19 protein-coding genes are annotated in these 19143 nt (G+C 50.7%); 8 read left to right on the forward strand and 11 right to left on the reverse strand.

Going from position 1 to position 19143, the window contains the following annotated elements; translation table 11 throughout:
• Positions 1 to 606 precede the first annotated feature (606 nt).
• The 4 genes from fabI to pdeR all read left to right on the forward strand — a co-directional run bounded on the left by fabI (position 607) and on the right by pdeR (position 7172).
• On the forward strand, positions 607 to 1395 hold the full coding sequence (gene fabI / locus ACS0RQ_RS14455; protein ID WP_039076945.1) for an enoyl-ACP reductase FabI: 789 nt from the start codon (positions 607 to 609) through the stop codon (positions 1393 to 1395).
• 243 nt (positions 1396 to 1638) lie between these two features.
• Positions 1639 to 2796, forward strand: a complete 1158-nt coding sequence (locus ACS0RQ_RS14460; RefSeq protein WP_271851171.1) for a carboxymuconolactone decarboxylase family protein — start codon at positions 1639 to 1641, stop codon at positions 2794 to 2796.
• Between the two features lie 139 nt (positions 2797 to 2935).
• Positions 2936 to 4870 (forward strand): exoribonuclease II, encoded by a 1935-nt coding sequence (locus tag ACS0RQ_RS14465; RefSeq protein WP_271851172.1) that lies wholly within the window; start codon positions 2936 to 2938, stop codon positions 4868 to 4870.
• 310 nt (positions 4871 to 5180) lie between these two features.
• Positions 5181 to 7172 (forward strand): cyclic di-GMP phosphodiesterase, encoded by a 1992-nt coding sequence (pdeR, locus tag ACS0RQ_RS14470; RefSeq protein ID WP_271851173.1) that lies wholly within the window; start codon positions 5181 to 5183, stop codon positions 7170 to 7172.
• Here the strand turns inward: pdeR and ACS0RQ_RS14475 are convergent.
• Positions 7169 to 8038, reverse strand: a complete 870-nt coding sequence (locus ACS0RQ_RS14475; RefSeq protein ID WP_271851174.1) for a crotonase/enoyl-CoA hydratase family protein — start codon at positions 8036 to 8038, stop codon at positions 7169 to 7171. The two genes, pdeR and ACS0RQ_RS14475, sit on opposite strands and share 4 nt — an antisense overlap.
• A gap of 194 nt (positions 8039 to 8232) precedes the next feature.
• On the opposite strand from ACS0RQ_RS14475, the gene yciZ reads away from it, so the two are divergent.
• The 3 genes from yciZ to osmB all read left to right on the forward strand — a co-directional run bounded on the left by yciZ (position 8233) and on the right by osmB (position 9740).
• Positions 8233 to 8415, forward strand: coding sequence for a protein YciZ/DeoL (yciZ, locus tag ACS0RQ_RS14480; RefSeq protein WP_047370475.1), 183 nt, complete (start codon positions 8233 to 8235; stop codon positions 8413 to 8415).
• Positions 8416 to 8504: 89 nt separating this feature from the next.
• On the forward strand, positions 8505 to 9263 hold the full coding sequence (gene yciT, locus ACS0RQ_RS14485) for a DNA-binding transcriptional regulator YciT (RefSeq protein ID WP_271851175.1): 759 nt from the start codon (positions 8505 to 8507) through the stop codon (positions 9261 to 9263).
• A 258-nt stretch (positions 9264 to 9521) separates the two neighbouring features.
• A complete protein-coding gene (osmB, locus tag ACS0RQ_RS14490) occupies positions 9522 to 9740 on the forward strand; it encodes an osmotically-inducible lipoprotein OsmB (RefSeq protein ID WP_039076988.1) in 219 nt (72 codons plus the stop codon).
• A 112-nt stretch (positions 9741 to 9852) separates the two neighbouring features.
• On the opposite strand, the gene yciH is transcribed toward osmB, so the two are convergent.
• The 5 genes from yciH to pgpB form a co-directional block, all read right to left on the reverse strand.
• Entirely contained in the window at positions 9853 to 10179 is a 327-nt protein-coding gene (gene yciH, locus ACS0RQ_RS14495) for a stress response translation initiation inhibitor YciH (protein ID WP_271851176.1), read from the reverse strand.
• A complete protein-coding gene (pyrF, locus tag ACS0RQ_RS14500) occupies positions 10179 to 10916 on the reverse strand; it encodes an orotidine-5'-phosphate decarboxylase (RefSeq protein ID WP_271851177.1) in 738 nt (245 codons plus the stop codon). The genes yciH and pyrF overlap by 1 nt, the downstream gene beginning before the upstream one ends.
• A 187-nt stretch (positions 10917 to 11103) precedes the next feature.
• Positions 11104 to 12273 carry a lipopolysaccharide assembly protein LapB gene (gene lapB, locus ACS0RQ_RS14505; RefSeq protein WP_271851178.1) on the reverse strand — a complete coding sequence of 390 codons (1170 nt, stop codon included), beginning with the start codon at positions 12271 to 12273 and terminating at the stop codon, positions 11104 to 11106.
• A gap of 6 nt (positions 12274 to 12279) precedes the next feature.
• Positions 12280 to 12588, reverse strand: coding sequence for a LapA family protein (locus tag ACS0RQ_RS14510; protein ID WP_039076935.1), 309 nt, complete (start codon positions 12586 to 12588; stop codon positions 12280 to 12282).
• A gap of 141 nt (positions 12589 to 12729) precedes the next feature.
• Positions 12730 to 13494 (reverse strand): phosphatidylglycerophosphatase B, encoded by a 765-nt coding sequence (gene pgpB, locus ACS0RQ_RS14515; protein ID WP_271851179.1) that lies wholly within the window; start codon positions 13492 to 13494, stop codon positions 12730 to 12732.
• Positions 13495 to 13681: 187 nt separating this feature from the next.
• Here pgpB and ribA point away from each other — a divergent pair, with 187 nt between their 5' ends.
• On the forward strand, positions 13682 to 14272 hold the full coding sequence (gene ribA / locus ACS0RQ_RS14520) for a GTP cyclohydrolase II (RefSeq protein WP_039076933.1): 591 nt from the start codon (positions 13682 to 13684) through the stop codon (positions 14270 to 14272).
• Positions 14273 to 14322: 50 nt separating this feature from the next.
• On the opposite strand, the gene acnA is transcribed toward ribA, so the two are convergent.
• The 5 genes from acnA to cysB all read right to left on the reverse strand — a co-directional run bounded on the left by acnA (position 14323) and on the right by cysB (position 19042).
• A complete protein-coding gene (acnA, locus tag ACS0RQ_RS14525; RefSeq protein WP_271851180.1) occupies positions 14323 to 16998 on the reverse strand; it encodes an aconitate hydratase AcnA in 2676 nt (891 codons plus the stop codon).
• Positions 16999 to 17179: 181 nt separating this feature from the next.
• Positions 17180 to 17278 carry a small membrane protein YmiC gene (gene ymiC, locus ACS0RQ_RS14530; RefSeq protein WP_334312449.1) on the reverse strand — a complete coding sequence of 33 codons (99 nt, stop codon included), beginning with the start codon at positions 17276 to 17278 and terminating at the stop codon, positions 17180 to 17182.
• A 138-nt stretch (positions 17279 to 17416) separates the two neighbouring features.
• Entirely contained in the window at positions 17417 to 17587 is a 171-nt protein-coding gene (locus ACS0RQ_RS14535; protein ID WP_271851181.1) for a YciX family protein, read from the reverse strand.
• Position 17588: 1 nt separating this feature from the next.
• A complete protein-coding gene (locus tag ACS0RQ_RS14540) occupies positions 17589 to 17750 on the reverse strand; it encodes a YmiA family putative membrane protein (protein WP_075203587.1) in 162 nt (53 codons plus the stop codon).
• Between the two features lie 317 nt (positions 17751 to 18067).
• On the reverse strand, positions 18068 to 19042 hold the full coding sequence (gene cysB / locus ACS0RQ_RS14545) for an HTH-type transcriptional regulator CysB (RefSeq protein ID WP_271851182.1): 975 nt from the start codon (positions 19040 to 19042) through the stop codon (positions 18068 to 18070).
• Positions 19043 to 19143: the final 101 nt, after the last annotated feature.

Raw genomic sequence — 19143 nt, forward strand, 5'->3', positions numbered from 1 at the left:
ATATCAACCAGAGATTTAACCAGAAACCATCAAAAACATTGCTTTTTTGATTATGATAACCATTAAAGCACCCTTTATGTAAAGGTATATTTATTCCTCTGACGCTGGCAGATAATTTTAACCAGACATATTAATTCAAGACAGTCCATTTTCGACTGATCACATTAAAATATCACAAGCCTGAATTGATATGTGAGTTAGAATATACTTATAGCCTGATGGCATTTTCCCGGGTAAATCTCTTCACGAAGATAGTGTTCTTGATTAATTAAAAGCGATACTTATCCCAATAATATAGTTGTCATTTAAAATAAATATGGCCATATATCAACCAGATGCCCTATCGTACGCTCCGCTTATCGCCTCCTCTTTCCCGCTGGTTGGATGACCCGAAATGGCAGACTGATGATATACTTTTGCGGTATCGAACTGTTAATGAGTCAGTCTGAAACATTCCTCTGGCGCGCTCTGGCATCACGGAAAAAACGTGACACCGACAGCGGCTGCTGGGATAATTCGATTTCGTTTTGATTTATGTTGAAATGGCAATCATAACTTATTGATTGTTAAAGTAAATAAAAGCAATGACTATAAGGATTAAAAGCTATGGGTTTTCTTACCGGTAAGCGCATTCTGGTAACGGGTGTTGCCAGCAAACTTTCCATCGCCTACGGTATCGCGCAAGCTATGCATCGCGAAGGCGCTGAACTGGCGTTCACTTATCAGAACGACAAACTGAAAGGCCGTGTGGAAGAGTTTGCCGCTCAACTGGGTTCCAGCATCGTACTGCCGTGTGACGTTGCGGAAGATGCCAGCATCGAAGCCCTGTTCAGCGAACTGGTTAAAGTATGGCCGAAATTTGACGGTTTCGTTCACTCTATCGGTTTTGCGCCGGGCGACCAGTTGGACGGTGACTATGTTAATGCCGTAACCCGCGATGGCTTCAAAATCGCACATGACATCAGCTCCTACAGCTTTGTGGCACTGGCTAAGTCCTGCCGCGAAATGCTGAACCCAGGCTCCGCACTGCTGACCCTCTCCTACCTGGGCGCAGAACGTGCTATTCCTAACTACAACGTTATGGGTCTGGCAAAAGCCTCTCTGGAAGCGAACGTCCGTTACATGGCGAACGCGATGGGTCCGGAAGGCGTTCGTGTTAACGGTATCTCTGCTGGCCCGATCCGCACCCTCGCGGCATCTGGTATCAAAGATTTCCGTAAAATGCTGTCCCACTGCGAAGCAGTTACCCCGATTCGCCGCACCGTTACCATTGAAGATGTGGGTAACACCGCTGCGTTCCTGTGTTCTGACCTGTCCGCAGGTATTTCCGGTGAAGTTGTTCACGTTGATGGCGGTTTCAACATCGCTGCAATGAACGAGCTGGAACTGAAATAATTGCCCTCGCCCCCTGCCACAGGGGGCGAATTTCGTTACCTCTTTTCCCGTTTGTATTCCTGCCCTTTCCCCCTCATCCAGCAGCCTGTACGCTTTAACGTTATATATATCTTTCTGATATTTATTATCACGTAACATTCTTTCATCCCTTCCACCGCTTACGCCAGGATAAAACAGCGAAAAAGATCCGCGTACCAGCATAACGACGAGTCCGGATCGCCACTTTCAGACCAAGGAACGACCATGGAACAACGCCGTGTTTCCGGCAAAAGCCACTGGTATCATGAAACCCAGTCGAGCGCCCGTCAGGCTCAGGCGCTCCCCTTAGTTCCCGAAGCAGCCACTGTTGACGACCCGTTTCTGTTAAACCTGACCCTGCCAGATTCGTTAATTCAGGCATGCAACAGTTGGCTGACGCCTGCACGAACACTGTACAAATTCCTGTTTCCTCAGCGCGTGACGATCAATCGCCTGCACACATTCAGCGCCTATGACCGCCTGAGTACTGCATTGACTGTCGCTCAGGTATATGGCGTGCAGCGCCTGTGTAATCACTATGCCGCACGTCTGGCCCCCCTTCCCGGCCCGGACTCTTCACGTGAGAGCAATCGGCGTCTGGCACAAATCACGCAATATGCCCGCCAGCTCGCGCTGTCACCTGGCGTTATTGACGCACGTGCCCGCCAGCAGCTTGATGAAGTGGGGTTAACAGAATACGACATTATTCTGATGGGCCAGGTTATCGGTTTTATTGGTTTTCAGGCGCGCGCCATCGCCACTTTTCAGGCGCTACAAGGACAGCCTGTGCGCTGGATCCCAGGCATGGAAATGCAGCAAGAGGCCGAACATGCCTTGTTTGACGCAACGCAGGCACAGTGGACGCCAGGCATTGCGCCGGTGGATTTACGCACCGCCAGCGCACGTCAGATGGAGTCACTTGCTAAATGGCAACCGTTGCCTGTTTTTCAGCTTCTCGCGCCCGTGCTGGCGCATGAGTATCCTTCACTTGATGCGCTGGGTGAAATTTATAGCGGCGCGCTCCCGACGCTGGTGGACGACAACATCACGCAACTGGTCACTCTCTACACTGCGCGAATTAACGGCAGCGTGAACTGTTTTAGTGAGACCTGGCAAGGCTGGAACGGCGATGATGACCTTGCCGAAGCAGTGCGTAATGGTGATCGGGTACTCAAACGCCTGGGGCAAACACGAATTAAAGAAGGTGCTATTGCACAAGCTGTCCAAATGTTGACCTGCGCCCCCGATCGTTTCAGCCCGGCGCATTTTGCTCAGTTGAAAGAGAATGGCGTTAACGAAGTATCAGCTATTGGATTGCTTATCTGGTGTGCGTTATGCGGCTGGTTAAACCGTCTGAAAATTGCCTTCGGTGATATCGCCTGATTCTGGCACCAGCGCCCTTACCCGGCATGTGGCTTTATGCTAAGTCAGGGACGGGCATTTTGCTGAAACAGCGCTTGCTGCAACAGGCAGATTCGCGTAAAACTGTCAGCCGCTCTTTCAGCCACGAAAATACAAAATTATGTTTCAGGACAACCCGCTGCTCGCGCAGCTAAAACAGCAACTTCATTCCCAAACACCCCGTGCGGAAGGTGTCGTTAAAGCCACGGAAAAAGGCTTTGGTTTCCTCGAAGTCGATGCGCAAAAAAGCTACTTTATTCCGCCGCCGCAGATGAAAAAAGTGATGCACGGCGATCGAATTATCGCTGTGATCCACACCGAAAAGGAACGCGAATCCGCTGAACCTGAAGAGCTGGTTGAGCCGTTCCTGAGCCGTTTTGTTGGCCGGGTGCAGAAGAAAGATGACCGTCTTTCTATCGTTCCTGACCATCCGTTAATTAAAGATGTTATCCCCTGCCGCGCTGAACGTGGCGTGACGCACGATTTCAAAGACGGTGACTGGGCGGTTGCTGAAATGCGCCGTCATCCCCTCAAAGGCGACCGCAGCTTTTATGCTGAGCTGACGCAATTCATCACCTTTGGCGACGACCATTTTGTACCATGGTGGGTCACCCTGGCGCGTCATAACCTTGAAAAAGAAGCACCAAATGGCGTAGCGACCGCCATGCTGGATGAAGGCCTTGAGCGTATCGATTTGACCTCGCTGGATTTTGTTACCATCGACAGTGCCAGCACTGAAGATATGGACGATGCGCTGTATGTTGAAGAGACCGCCGAAGGCAAACTGCAACTGACCGTTGCGATTGCCGACCCAACCGCGTGGATCGCAGAAGGCAGCAAGCTGGATAACATCGCCAAAGTGCGTTCCTTTACCAACTATCTGCCGGGCTTCAACATTCCGATGCTGCCGCGTGAACTGTCTGACGACTTGTGTTCACTGCGCGCTAATGAAGTTCGCCCGGTCCTGGCCTGCCGCATGACGCTGGATGCACAAGGCGCTATCGAAGACAATATCGAATTCTTCGCCGCGACGATTACGTCAAAAGCCAAACTGGTTTATGACGAGGTCTCTGACTGGCTGGAAAACAGCGGTAGCTGGCAGCCACAGAGCGACGCCATAGCCGCACAAATTCGTCTGCTGCATCGCGTCTGTCTGGCACGTTCTCAGTGGCGCCAGACACATGCGCTGGTGTTCAAAGACCGTCCTGACTATCGCTTCATTCTTGGTGAAAAAGGCGAAGTGCTGGATATCGTTGCCGAGCCGCGTCGAATCGCAAACCGTATCGTGGAAGAGTCAATGATTGCCGCCAATATCTGCGCGGCTCGCGTGCTGCGAGACAAGCTCGGTTTTGGCATTTATAACGTGCATTTGGGCTTCGATCCGGCAAACAGTGAACAGCTTGCCACGCTACTGAAAGGCCACGGAATGCACGTTGATGCGGAAGAAGTGCTGACGCTGGATGGCTTCTGTAAGCTGCGTCGCGAGCTGGACGCACAGCCGTCCGGTTTCCTCGACAGTCGTATTCGCCGTTTCCAGTCCTTTGCGGAAATCAGCATCGATCCAGGCCCACATTTTGGTCTGGGCCTCGAAGCTTACGCCACCTGGACGTCACCTATTCGTAAGTATGGCGATATGATCAACCATCGCCTGCTGAAAGCAGTGATCAAAGGTGAAACGGCAGAACGTCCACAGGCCGAAGCTACCGTGCAGATGGCTGAGCGTCGTCGTCTTAACCGTATGGCGGAGCGCGATGTTGGTGACTGGCTGTATGCCCGTTTCTTGCAGAATAAAGCCGGTACCGAAACCCGATTTAGCGCCGAGATTATCGATATCAGCCGTGGCGGCATGCGTGTTCGTCTGGTGGATAACGGTGCCATTGCATTTATCCCGGCACCGTTCCTACACGCAGTACGCGATGAATTAGTATGCAGCCAGGAAACCGGGACCGTGCAAATTAAAGGCGAAACCGTTTATAAAGCGACTGACGTTATTGATGTCACGATTGCGGAAGTTCGTATGGAAACCCGTAGTATTATCGCGCGCCCAGCTGCCTGATAAACCACGTTCTTTTGCTCCCTCTCTTATTCAGAGGGAGCAAAAATTTCTTTGTGAAAGCGATACCACCCTCATTTTTTTTCAAATCCTCACAAAAAGCATTAAAAGCGACCACAATAAAATAACTTTGCACATTTTTGCGGCGCTTTATCCATTTTTTCGCGCCTGCTGTTCTTTTGTCCGGGACTCGTTTTATTATAAGATTGTAAATAAAAACAATACCTTCATCCCTGATTACCCCTTAATTTAAGGGGGTTAATCCGTCATTAGATGAGTAACCGTTGCGCTTTTTGGTGGGTTGGGAGACAGCATGAGAGACGATCAGGAACAGAATCTACTGTTTCGGTACCTGGGTTCCAGCAGCCCATTCTGGCGATTGACCGCTGACAGCAACGCATTACATTTCGCTCCTGATGAAGACTCTGAGTCAAGTCAGGTGGTGACACTTAATGATGAGCAGGCAACACAGCTACGACAAATGACCGTTATTACTTCCAGCCTGACTATGCATATATCTTTATTTGGCGATAATGTTCCCGTTCATTTAGTTGGCCGCAAAATCAATAAAACCGAGTGGGCCGGAACCGCGTCAGCGTGGAATGACACATCATCTGTGGCACGGGATCTGGTTCAAGGGCTCTCCTTTGCCGAACAGGTTGTTTCCGAAGCCAATTCCGTAATCGTCATCCTCGATCGCCATGGCAATATCCAGCGCTTTAATCGACTTTGTGAAGAATATACGGGTTTAAAAGAGCAAGAGGTTATAGGGCAAAACGTTTTTAAACTCTTTATGAGCCATAACGAAGCCGAAGCCTCTAAACGCAATATCTCTGAATTTTTCCGTAACGGCGCTTCTTACGAAGTCGAACGCTGGATTAAAACGCGAAAGGGGCAACGTCTGTTCTTATTTCGCAATAAATTCGTACACAGCGGCAGCGGAAAAAACGAAATCTTCCTTATTTGTTCCGGCACCGATATTACCGAAGAACGTCGGGCACAAGAGCGTTTACGGGTTTTAGCGAATACCGACACCATTACCGGGTTGCCCAATCGTAATGCTATTCATGAGTTAATCAGCAACGCGATTGATAATCGTGGCGACACACAAATTGGTATCGTTTACCTGGACCTGGATAATTTCAAAAAAGTAAACGATGCCTATGGCCATATGTTCGGCGACCAACTTTTACAAGCCGTGGCCCTGGCGATTTTAAGCTGTCTGGACGAAGGCCAGACCCTGGCGCGCCTGGGAGGTGATGAGTTTATTGTCCTGGCGACAGATTCGTCGCAAAGCGCGCTGGAGGCGATGGCTTCGCGTATTATCACCCGTCTGCGCCAGCCCTTCCGGATTGGCCTAATCGAGATTTACACCGGTTGTTCGTTGGGGATTTCCCTCGCCCCACAGCATGGTAACGATCGCGAAAGTATTATTCGCAACGCCGATACCGCGATGTATATCGCAAAAGAAAACGGACGTGGGAAATTCTGTGTTTTCACTCCCGAAATGAATCAGCGGGTTTTCGAGTATTTATGGCTGGATACCAACCTGCGTAAAGCACTCGATAATGACCAACTGGTGATTCACTATCAGCCCAAAGTCACCTGGCGTGGTGAAGTGCGCAGCCTGGAAGCTTTGGTTCGCTGGCAGTCGCCGGAACGTGGGTTAATTCCGCCGCAGGATTTTATTGCCTATGCAGAAGAATCAGGGCTGATTGTGCCCCTGGGACGCTGGGTTATGCTTGATGTCGTGCGTCAGGTCGCGAAGTGGCGCGATAAGGGCATCAATTTGCGTGTGGCGGTAAACGTCTCTGCACGGCAGTTAGCAGATCAGTCGATATTCAGCGATTTAAAACAGGCTTTGCATGACCTGAATTTTGAATATTGCCCGATAGACGTTGAACTGACAGAAAGCTGTCTGATTGAAAATGAGGATCTGGCGCTGTCGGTGATTCAGCAGTTCAGTGATTTGGGCTCTCAGGTACATCTCGACGACTTTGGTACCGGTTACTCTTCCCTTTCACAACTGGCGCGTTTTCCTATAGATGCGATAAAACTCGATCAATCCTTCGTTAAGGATATCCATAAACAGTCTGTTTCGCAGTCTCTGGTGCGGGCGATTGTTGCGGTAGCACAGGCCTTGAATTTACAGGTAATTGCCGAAGGGGTTGAAAATGCGAAAGAAGACGCCTTCCTTACTAAGAACGGCGTCAACGAACGGCAGGGATTTTTATTTGCTAAACCCATGCCCGCTGCCGTATTCGAGCGATGGTATAAGCGCTATCAGGCGCGGAAAAAGGGCTAGCTTGCTTTACTTAGGCTGGTGGATAAATGCCGGTTTTGCAACTGCACCAGACGTTCCATATAGGCCACGTCTTTCGGTTGCAGGCAGAAGGCGGCATCGACCCAGTCTTCGGTAATGTCCATGAGCTCACTGCGAGGAAGCTGCATTACGCGTTGACGTGCCCGCAACATCGCGCGGACACCATTGAGCCGGGGTTGCAGCGTATCGATAAACGTACGTACAGCCAGGTAGCTTTGTCCAGGCTCAAAAAGCTCATCCACCAGACCCTGTTGCGCATACCACTCTGCAGTATGGGACTCGCCTTTGTAGATCAATTCCTCCGCCAGTTTCATCCCTGAGCGACGGGCAACCAGCGAATAACCTCCCATGCCCGGAAACAGGTTAAAGGCAATTTCCGGAAATCCGAGGCGAGCATCGCGTTGCGCCAGGACAAAATGGTGCGCCAGCGCCGCTTCAAAGCCGCCGCCTAATGCACTACCTTCGACCATGGCCAGCGAAATCGCGCCAGTATCGAACCCGCGCGACGCTGCATGGACGCAATCGACGCAAGCACGTGCATAGGCACGCAATGCTTCCCGGCGACCATTTTGAATGCACTCAACAAAGAAGTTCAGATCGCCCCCCACGTTGTACATTCCGGGAACCAGCGAGCCCGTTACCCAGAAATCGACGGCAAATCCCGCCTGCCGGACAAGCCAGGAGATGTTCATGATTTCTTCGATTAACACGTGGTTAAAACAGGGCCGAGGTTGAGCTCGCAACATCATCCATACCGTGCGGCGTTCTTCTTCGTAGTAGCCCGAAAGTTGCGTAAAACGTTCATTATCCGTAAAAAGTTTACACGTAGCCTGGTTGATAACTGTCATAGACTTACTCCTCCGGAAATAAAAGCGCAGTGTGCGCAGAGCAAGACTAATCCAGCAGCAACCTTAGCTGTATGTAACTTAATGAATATATAATTGGTACTTATAATATTTTGAGATTTCGCTTTTCCCCTTCTCTTTTTAAACTGTTTTCTGCATCATTCATTTTGTTAATTTTCAAACATAAAGGTGAAGACATGGCTGACATTGATGTAAAGCAACTGACCGGACGGCTCGATACCGTTCTGGACATTCTGGTTGCGGGCGATTACCAATCCGCCATTCGTAACCTTGAAATTCTGAAGGCTGAATTACAGCACCTTGATAACGCGGATAAATCCGCATCTGCTGGCAACCCTAAAACACCCTGGGAAGTCTGACTGATACCCTCTCGCGATAGCGGACCACAGGAAGATGGCGCCGTTATAGCTTTTTATTAATAGACGTAACGACTCTGAAAGTAGTGGATATGAATTCCCGACAACAATTAATACTGCAGACGGTAATCGATAAGGGACGGATGAGCGTTTCGGATCTGTCAAAAATGACAGGGGTTTCCGAAGTAACTATCCGACAGGATCTCAATACCCTTGAAAAACAGAGTTACCTGCGTCGTACGCATGGTTTTGCCGTTCCGCTGGATAGCGATGACGTCGAAACGCGCATGATGAATAACTACACCGTAAAACGCGAGCTTGCTGACTACGCCGCATCACTGGTGGGTGACGGCGAAACGGTATTTATCGAAAACGGTAGCTGCAACGCGCTGCTGGCCCGTCGCCTGGGTGAGCAACGTGGCATCACTATCATTACCGTCAGCAGCTATATCGCACATCTCCTTAAAGATGCCCTGTGTGACGTTATTTTGCTGGGCGGTATTTATCAGAAGAAAAGTGAAAGCGTCGTCGGCCCCCTCACCCGGCAATACGTTCAGCAAGTGCATTTCAGCAAGGCATTTATTGGCATTGATGGCTGGCTGCCTGATACCGGTTTTACCGGAAGAGATATGATGCGCTCTGACGTGGTTAACGCGGTGCTGGAAAAAGGCAATGAAGCCATTGTCCTGACAGACAGCTCAAAATTTGGCGCGGTGCATCCGTATACGTTGGGCGTCGGCAACCGCTTTAATCGCGTGATCACTGACGCGGGTATCCCTGCGGATGCTCAGCGCCAGTTGCAGGAATCTGGCCTTTTCGTTGATATCGTCGACACAGCCGCTTCGCTTTAATAGAAACAGCCCGCTCAGTCGGGCTATCTCCTTCATATCTGAGACTATTCTGACCCGCCAATTAAGACTATTTACCCTGCCGGTAAAAATGTTCAGACGTAAAATTATATTCAGCGATATAACAGGACGTAACTATCACACGCGTGAATTTAGTAACACCTGCGCCACAAGGTTTTACGGAAAGTCTTTAGTACAGGCTAAAGGCACTATACTTAAAGAGAACACTTTCCGTGAATCAACTATTCAGGAGAAAGTATGATGATGTTAACAAGCAAAAAAATGGCAGCCGCTCTGCTGGCTGTAACCCTGGCAATGTCTCTGAGTGCATGCGGTCACTGGTCTAAACGCGATCGTAATACCGCAATCGGTGCTGGCGCAGGTGCTTTAGGTGGTGCTGTCTTAACCGATGGTAGCACGCTGGGTACACTGGGTGGCGCGGCGGTTGGTGGTATTATCGGTCACCAGGTTGGTAAATAATTCGTTTCACCACGGCATCTAAAACAGAATAAAGATACTTTCTTTCAGGTCTGAATAAGCAGTATTAAAAAGGCCGCGATGAAAATCGCGGCCTTTCTCTTAGGCACAAATATTACCCGCCTGCCAGTTTCACTTTCATCCCTTTCGCTTCCAGTAATGATTTAAGCAAATCACGCTTATCACCCTGAATTTCAATAACGCCATCTTTCACTGAACCACCGCAGCCACATTTCTTTTTGAGCTCGGCGGCTAAGGTTGCAAGCGCGGTGTCATCACCTTCAACACCGGTGATCAGGCATACCCCCTTCCCTTTACGGCCACTGGTCTGACGCTGTATACGCACAACACCATCGCCTTTCGGGCGCTCAACGGGAGCTTTTTCTTCATTGATTCGCCCGGTTTCGGTGGAATAGACCAGACGACTATTGTTATCGCTCATTACGCCTCCAGGCCAAGAGATGCGTTAATGTCGCGCAGGGTCTGCGCGGGATCAGCAGACTGCGTGACCGGACGACCAATCACCATATAGTCTACACCGGCCGCCAGCGCCTGTTCCGGGGTCATAATGCGACGCTGATCGCCCACCTCACTGCCCTGAGGACGAATACCCGGCGTCACCAGTTTGAATTGTTGACCAAAAGCCGCTTTAAAGCGCACCGCTTCTTGCGCTGAGCAGACAACGCCGTCCAGACCACATTGTTGAGTCAGGCCCGCCAGACGTTCTGCGTATTCAGCAGGGGTAGCGTTGATACCTAATCCTTGCAGATCGCTGGCTTCCATACTGGTGAGTACCGTGACGGCAATAAGAAGTGGCGCATCGTTACCGAAAGGGAGAAGCGCCTCTTTGGCGGCGGTCATCATTCGTGCACCGCCAGAAGCATGTACGTTCACCATCCATACACCTAAATCTGCCGCTGCTTTTACCGCGTGTGCTGCCGTGTTTGGAATGTCATGAAATTTTAAGTCCAGAAACACGTCAAAACCGCGTTGTTGCAGGTCGCGAACCAGTTCCGGGCCAAACAGCGTAAACATCTCTTTGCCGACTTTCAGCCTGCAGTCACGGGGATTGATGCGGTCAACAAAGGCCAGAGCCTTATCACGGTTATCGTAGTCAAGCGCGACCACGACCGGAGAAGACGTTAACGCGCGGGAAATAGATGAAGCAGTAGACGTCATGATGAGACCTTCTTTGATGAGGGCACCCGCTCAGGCGCGAATAATAAACGGCGAGCATTCTACCTGTGCTAAAGCGGAATTGACAGGCTCCATTCTTCGCCTGCCAGGCGATGAGATCGCGGTGCTAAACCGGACGAGTGAAAGAAATCATAAGTATGTTGTAACTAAAGTGCGCTTTTTTTTAATATTACTGCCCGTCGAGACCACGAATAGGCTTAACGGTAGACCAGGCACGGCATGACGGACAATGCCAGTACATCGTAAAGGCGGTAAAACCACATTTATGGCAGCGATAGCGCGGTTTGCTGCGAATTTGCTCGCCTACCATATCGCGCAGTACCATCAGGCTTTCTTTTGCGCGCCCTTCTTCCGCTTCGTTCAGATGGTAATCCATCAATTTATGGAAAACACGCATCGTTGGATGGCGCTGCAGTTGACGCGTGACGTACATCTGCGCAGGATCCTGCCCTTCGCGGTTTTCCATAATTTCCGCCAGCATCAATTCCGCTGTTGCGCCGGTGTTCTCTTCGACACAGCGCTGGAGGAACGCGGACCATTCATCCTGTTTGCCCAGATGCTGATAACACACCTGCAGCATTTCCAGCGTTTCGCTGACCAGTTCTTTATCCTGGTCGATGACGCGCAGAAGGCTCTCTACCGCTTTGGCGTATTCCCCTTTCGCCATAAACACGCGTCCCATCATGATCGACACGCGCGGGCTATCGCGGTCGGCGGCCGCCCCTTTTTTCAGCAGGGCCATCGCCTTGTCCATATCGTCATTCCCCATTTGCTGTAACGCCAGTTCACAGTAAAAATGGGCAATTTCGCCTCGCTGCTTATCTTTACCAAGCTTAACCAGCCGCTCCGCAACATCAATGGCTTTCTGCCAGTCGCTGGTCGCCTGATAAATTTGCAAGAGCTGCTGAAGCGCGCTGATACGAAAATCTGTCTCATCAACAAGTTGATTGAACATATCTTCCGCGCGGTCATACATCCCTGCGGCCATGTAGTCTCGGCCCAGTTGCTGCACGGCAAGCAATCGCTGGTCATAGGAGAGCGACGCGCTTTCCATCAGGGTCTGGTGAATTCGGATAGCGCGATCGACTTCGCCGCGCGAGCGGAACAGGTTTCCGAGGGTAAGATGGGCTTCGACAGTGCCGGTATCCTCTTTGAGCATGTCGAGGAACAGGTCCACCGCCTTGTCTTGTTGGTTGCTCAGAAGCAGGTTCATCCCGGCGACGTAATCACGCGATAGCCGGTTTGCTTCATCCTGCTTAGTTTGTTGAGCATTTCTGCGCCCCATGTACCAGCCGTATGCAGCCGCAACAGGTAACAGCAGAAACAACAACTCCAACATATACGATTATTCCTTTACTACCGGCGTACCGGGATTCACAGCAGCCGTGGTAGCAGGCGCGAGTTGATGCTCAAGTCGTTTAATTTTCCGCTCCGCACGCGCCAGAGAAACGCGCACGCGCAGCCAGAACAGACCACAAATCAGCCAACCAATGACAAAACCAGCAGCAAAAAGAACAGCCAGTAATGTTGAAATGCGATATTCGCCCTGGGCGAGCAGATAATTGAAGGTCACCTGCTGATCGTTTTGTGCACCAAGCGTGACCGAAACGACAAAAATCGCCAGCACCAATAAGAAAATGAGTAAATATTTCACATTACTTCCCGTTATGTGGTTATGAGCGAATAAGTTATGTTCAACTGACTGCATCCAGCCTTATAAACTACCATTTTAGCGTCTGGCGGGAAACGGAAATGCGTAACACCTCATACTGATTTAGGGTCTAAATGCAGAATTTCAACTTTCCTGCTCCCTTTCAGCGATTTCCTGCTTCTCTTCGACGGGTGGCGTCAGGGGTCCACACAGGCGTTGCGCAAGCCAGGAGGCAATCGTCACCAGCATCCACGAGATGAGTGTCGCGACAACCAGATCGCGAGGCCAGTGCATGCCCAACAGTAATCGGCTCCCCATGACACTTGTGGCCCACAGCAGTAATAGGGCAATGGTCCAGGTACGACGACGAGGCCAAAGCAAACCGACACCAAGGAGCGCCCAACTGGCAGCAAACATGGTATGGCCAGAGGGGAATGCAAACCCCGTTTCGTTTTGCCAGTGTTTACGTAAAAACTCAGGAATAGTCGCCTGATTGATCAACTGTGTTTCCACGAGTTGGCTTCGCGCTTTACGTTTCAGGCGGTAAAACTCATCGGATTGAATATTATGTGTTTTTTCAAGCCAGACCACAAATGGCCTGGGTTCCTGCACTCGTTCTTTCACCCAGGATTTCACCCCCTGGCCCGCAAGGATCGCACAGCCCAGGATAGCAAACAGCATGAGCGCCGCTTTTAATCGAAAACGCAGGCACCACAAAAACCAGCCGCAGAGAATCACATGGGTGATAATGCCCCAGGGTTGGGTCACGGTCTCCGTCATCCAGTACATTGCGCGCAGCCATCCATTGCTTTCCCCAGGCTGCCAGCGCCAGCCTGATATCCATACAACAACCGGCATAATTAACAGTATTCCCGCACCGACTGTCGTGCGCTTTGCAATAGAAAACATCTCTTCTCCTTTGATCAGTGGCTTCACAATCATAACTGATAAATAACATTTTCGGGAAAAGTGCCTGAATTGTGCGTTTTAACAGCAATGCGTCAGGAGGTGGTTAGTGATGTAAAGCGCATTGTGGCAAAATGACGTTATACAAAAGGCCAATCGTCTGACGGCCAGCATAAATCTGGAGAATCACATGCAGCTTAAACGCGTGGCAGAAGCCAAACTGCCAACCCCATGGGGCGATTTCCTGATGGTGGGTTTTGAAGAACTGGCAACCGGGCAGGATCATGTTGCACTTGTCTTTGGGGATATTTCCGGGCAGTTACCGGTTCTGGCACGAGTCCATTCGGAATGCCTGACGGGCGACGCGCTGTTCAGCTTACGCTGCGATTGCGGTTTCCAGCTCGAAGCGGCATTAACGCACATTGCCGAGGAAGGCCGGGGCGTGTTGCTGTACCACCGCCAGGAAGGTCGTAATATTGGTCTGCTCAACAAGATTCGCGCCTATGCGCTGCAAGATCAGGGTTACGACACTGTGGAAGCAAACCATCAGCTAGGATTTGCCGCCGACGAACGCGACTTCACCCTGTGCGCCGATATGTTCAAACTGCTGGGTGTGGATGAAGTACGTCTGTTGACCAATAACCCACTCAAAGTCGAGATCCTCACCGAGGCCGGAATCAATATCGTTGAACGTGTGCCGCTAATTGTCGGGCGTAACCCGAAAAATGCGCACTATCTCGATACCAAAGCCGCGAAGATGGGTCATCTGCTGAGCGAATAACACTGAATATGCCGGGTAACTGTCACGCAGCCACCCGGCATAGCGGACGTTTAATGCAGCATATTGCGGATCACATAATGCAGAATGCCGTCATTCTGGTAGTAGGTCAGTTCTGTGGACGTATCAATGCGGCAGCGACAATTCACCACCTCTTGCGTACCGTCAGGGCGGGTTAACGTCACCGGAATGGTCGCACCGGGTTTAAGCTGATTCAGCCCGGCGATATCCAGTTTCTCTTCCCCGGTCAGCCCCAGCGTTTTACGTGTTGCGCCTTGCGGGAACTCGAGCGGTAAGATGCCCATCCCAATCAGGTTTGAGCGGTGGATACGTTCGAAAGACTCCGCAATGACCACCCGAACACCCAACAGGCGCGGCCCTTTCGCCGCCCAGTCACGGCTGGAGCCGGAACCGTACTCTTTACCGGCAATGACCGCAAGCGGCGTACCCTGCTGCTGGTAGCGCATCGCTGCATCATAGATTGCAACCACTTCTTCACCCGGTAAATAACGGGTCATCCCCCCTTCCACACCGGGGACCATTTCGTTACGAATGCGAATATTAGCAAATGTGCCGCGCATCATGACTTCATGGTTACCGCGACGCGAGCCATATGAGTTAAAATCCCGCCGCTCGACGCCGTGGCTTTGCAAATAACGACCTGCGGGGCTATCGGCTTTGATGCTACCCGCCGGTGAGATATGGTCGGTGGTGACGGAGTCGCCGAGCATCGCCAGGATGCGCGCACCGTGAATATCCTCAACCGGTTTCGGAATCGCTTCCATATCCTCAAAGAACGGAGACAACCGAATATAAGTTGAATCACTCTGCCAGTCGTAGGTGTCCGAGCTTTCCACCTGAATCGCCTTCCATTCTGCTGTCCCTTCGAAAACTTCTGCGTATTCTTTACGGAACATATCGGTGGAGACTTGCTCGACGGCGCGGGCGATGTCCTGGCTGGATGGCCAGATATCCTTCAGATAGACCGGATCGCCTTTACGATCGTGGCCCAGCGGATCCGTGGCCAGATTGATGTTCATATTACCCGCCAGCGCATATGCCACCACCAGCGGCGGTGATGCCAGCCAGTTGGTTTTCACCAGTGGATGGATGCGCCCTTCGAAATTGCGGTTACCCGAGAGCACCGCACCAACTGTGAGATCCCCCTGCTTGATGGCCTGCTCGATAGGTTCTGGCAGCGGCCCGGAGTTACCGATACAGGTAGTACAGCCGTACCCAACCAGGTTGAATCCCAACTCATCGAGATACGGCGTTAGTTTCGCCTGAGCGAGGTAATCGGAGACCACTTTCGAGCCTGGCGCCAGTGAGGCTTTCACCCATGGCTGGCGTTTTAACCCGGCTTTTACCGCATTTTTTGCCAGCAAACCCGCGGCCATCAAGACGCTTGGGTTGGATGTGTTGGTGCAAGAGGTAATCGCAGAGATCACTACCGCGCCGTCAGGAAGTTCATGTTTTTCACCTTTGAACACGTACTCTACTGGCTTACGATCCTTCTGGGCGGTATTGAGTTCCAGTTCAGTACTGGCAGCAAAGGCTTTAGGCACATCTCCCAGGGCCACACGGTCCTGGGGACGTTTCGGCCCGGCCAGGCTGGCTTCAACATCATTCATGTTCAGCTCAAGCGTGCTGGTGAATACGGGCTCGTCGCCTGGGTTACGCCACATCCCCTGCGCTTTGGCATAAGCTTCAACGAGGCTTACTTGCTCTTCGCTACGCCCGCTAAGACGCATGTACTCAAGCGTTACGCCATCAATCGGGAAAAAGCCACAGGTCGCGCCATACTCCGGCGCCATATTGGCGATAGTCGCCCGGTCAGCCAGAGGAAGCGAGTCCAGGCCATCACCGTAAAACTCAACGAATTTGCCCACTACACCATGCTTGCGCAGCATCTGGGTTACGGTCAAAACGAGGTCTGTGGCGGTGATCCCTTCGCGTAATTTACCGCTCAGTTTGAATCCCACCACATCAGGAATCAGCATGGAGACGGGCTGGCCCAGCATAGCCGCTTCCGCTTCAATCCCCCCGACACCCCATCCCAGCACACCGAGACCGTTGATCATCGTGGTATGCGAGTCGGTTCCCACCAGGGTATCCGGATACGCCACCCACTCTTTATCCTGTAATTCGCTCCATACCGCTTTGCCCAGATATTCCAGGTTGACCTGGTGGCAAATTCCGGTTCCCGGCGGTACGACGCTAAAACGGCTGAACGCCTGCTGTCCCCAGCGCAGGAAAACATAGCGCTCGTGATTACGTTCCATTTCAAGTCGAACGTTCTCTTCAAAAGCGTCGTCATCACCAAAATGATCGACAGTGACGGAGTGGTCGATAACGAGATCAACGGGGGAAAGTGGATTCACTTTAGCGGTATCGCCACCAAGGCGTTTAACCGCCTCACGCATGGCGGCAAGGTCGACCACCGCCGGGACACCGGTAAAGTCTTGCATCAAAACGCGGGCAGGACGGTAAGCGATTTCACGGTCGGCATGGGCTGTTTTCAGCCATCCCGCAAGGGCACGGATATCTTCTTCAGTGACAGAATCGTCATCCTGCCAGCGCAGGAGATTTTCGAGTAATACTTTTAGCGACTTGGGTAGACGCGCAATATCCCCAAGTTCCTTTGCGGCCAGCGGCAAGCTGTAGTAGTGATACGTTTTATTCTCTGCCTGCAACGTTTCCTTACTGGCTTCGCGTAGGGTCGACGACATAAGCTCCTCCTTAATAACAGGGATAGCGAAACCCTGATGCTTAACAGGGTCTGTATTAAAGATAACACAAACATGTCGTAACGTTTTTATAACAACCCAAAAGGCTAAATCTTGAGGTCAGGCGGGCAAGTACTGGAGCGTAAAAGCAAAAAACCTCGCCTGAGCGAGGTTTTTCAATTGATTAGGATAACCATATCCTGATGAGCTCCCCCCAAAACAACAGGGAAAAAGAAAACGCGCTCATCCATGACCAGTATTTTACAGAACGGCGATTATTCATCATATACACACCAAAGAATGTATTCATTGAAGCTGCGTTGAGACGCAATTTATTATTGCTGTGGTGTATTTATTTAACAGTACACAAATACACATCAGAATGACGAGATAATTACCCCGCTAATTCTAATGATAACAATTATTGTTTTGGCACTTCGTCTTCCGCGAAGATGTCAATAAACGCTTGCTGCTGTGGCGTCAATTTCCAGGACGCCGGAACATTAGTTGAAGCTTGCGGTTTCGCTGCTTTCGGTTTGTCATGCGGATGACACACTTGCTTCACTGGCTCAGAGCGACCTGTCACAGCCATTTTAACCCCAGAATTTCCAGATAATTAACGCAACCACTACCCAAAAGACGGCAGAACCCAGAAATACCGCCAGCCACGCTTTACGCTTGAGCTGCGGGTCCCTTTGCGGTTCTTCGCTTCCTGATGGCATTGCTAACCTCGTACAATCGACATCACTTATCATTTTAGGCACCAACAATCGGTACAATTAATCATGGATGAGATAAATCCTAAAGAAACTTTAGCCGAAAAGCTAGTGAATTTACGCATCCTGTTCAAAGAATATTTAATCTTTTGACCGCAAATAAATTATTGAAGTGAAAAATTTGCGAAGGGGCAATTTAGTTTCTATGTTTGTCGCAAATTTATGACAGATTATGTAACGGAAGTGAAAATCAATCAGGCAAAAGTATGAGAGGGAAATAAGAGAATGATAACAATAATTCGACTTAGGGAAGGTTAAGGGGCTCCTTTTACTATAAAAGGCCACCCCGTTAACGATTATTTTTCCGGAAGTTTAATGTCCTTAAACATCGCCTCAATATCTTCGTTCGAGCGTAACGCCACGGCGGCGTCAACCACATCACGCGTCAGGTGTGGCGCAAAGCGCTGAATGAAATCATACATGTAGCTGCGCAAGAACGTGCTGCGACGAAAACCGATTTTGGTCGTACTGTGGCTGAAAATTTCCTGCGCATCCAGTTTCACCAAATCCGGGTCAGATAGCGGGTCGACCGCCATACTGGCAATGACCCCTACACCAAGCCCCAGACGCACATAGGTTTTGATAACGTCCGCATCGGTCGCCGTAAAGACAATACGCGGCGACAGCCCTGCCCGGTTGAAGGCGGTATCCAGCTCAGAACGCCCGGTAAAACCAAAGGTGTATGTCACCAGCGGATATTGCGCCAGCTCCTCAATCGACACCGACGGCTTACCTGCCAGAGGATGATCCGGGGTAACCACAATCGAGCGATTCCAGTGATAACACGGAAGCATCACCAGGTCGTCATAGAGATGCAGTGCTTCGGTAGCGATAGCAAAATCCGCATTACCTTTGGAGACAGCTTCCGCAATTTGCGTTGGCGATCCCTGATGCATATGTAACGAGACCCTGGGATAACGTTCGATAAATCCCTTAATCACGTTGGGTAAAGCATAACGCGCCTGCGTATGGGTGGTCGCAACATAGAGCGAGCCTTTATCCGGCCAGGTATGTTCCCCCGCCACCGATTTAATGGCATCAACTTTAGAGAGAACTTCGCGGGCAATACGGATGATTTCCTGTCCGGCTGGCGTTACCTGCGTGAGGTGTTTACCGCTGCGGGCAAAGATCTGGATCCCCAGTTCATCTTCAAGCATGCGAACTTGCTTACTGATGCCTGGCTGAGAGGTATAAAGGCCTTCAGCCGTTGAGGAGACGTTGAGATTATGGTTCACCACTTCAACGATATAGCGAAGCTGCTGTAATTTCATGAAAGACCATCCAAATTCGCGCAAACGGGCAATCGTTTAAGACGATTTCATAATAAAAAAGGATTTAACTATAACCACTATAACATTTATATCATCTATGT

This window comes from Phytobacter diazotrophicus, from assembly GCF_052061655.1.
Classification (GTDB): Bacteria; Pseudomonadota; Gammaproteobacteria; order Enterobacterales; family Enterobacteriaceae; genus Phytobacter; species Phytobacter diazotrophicus.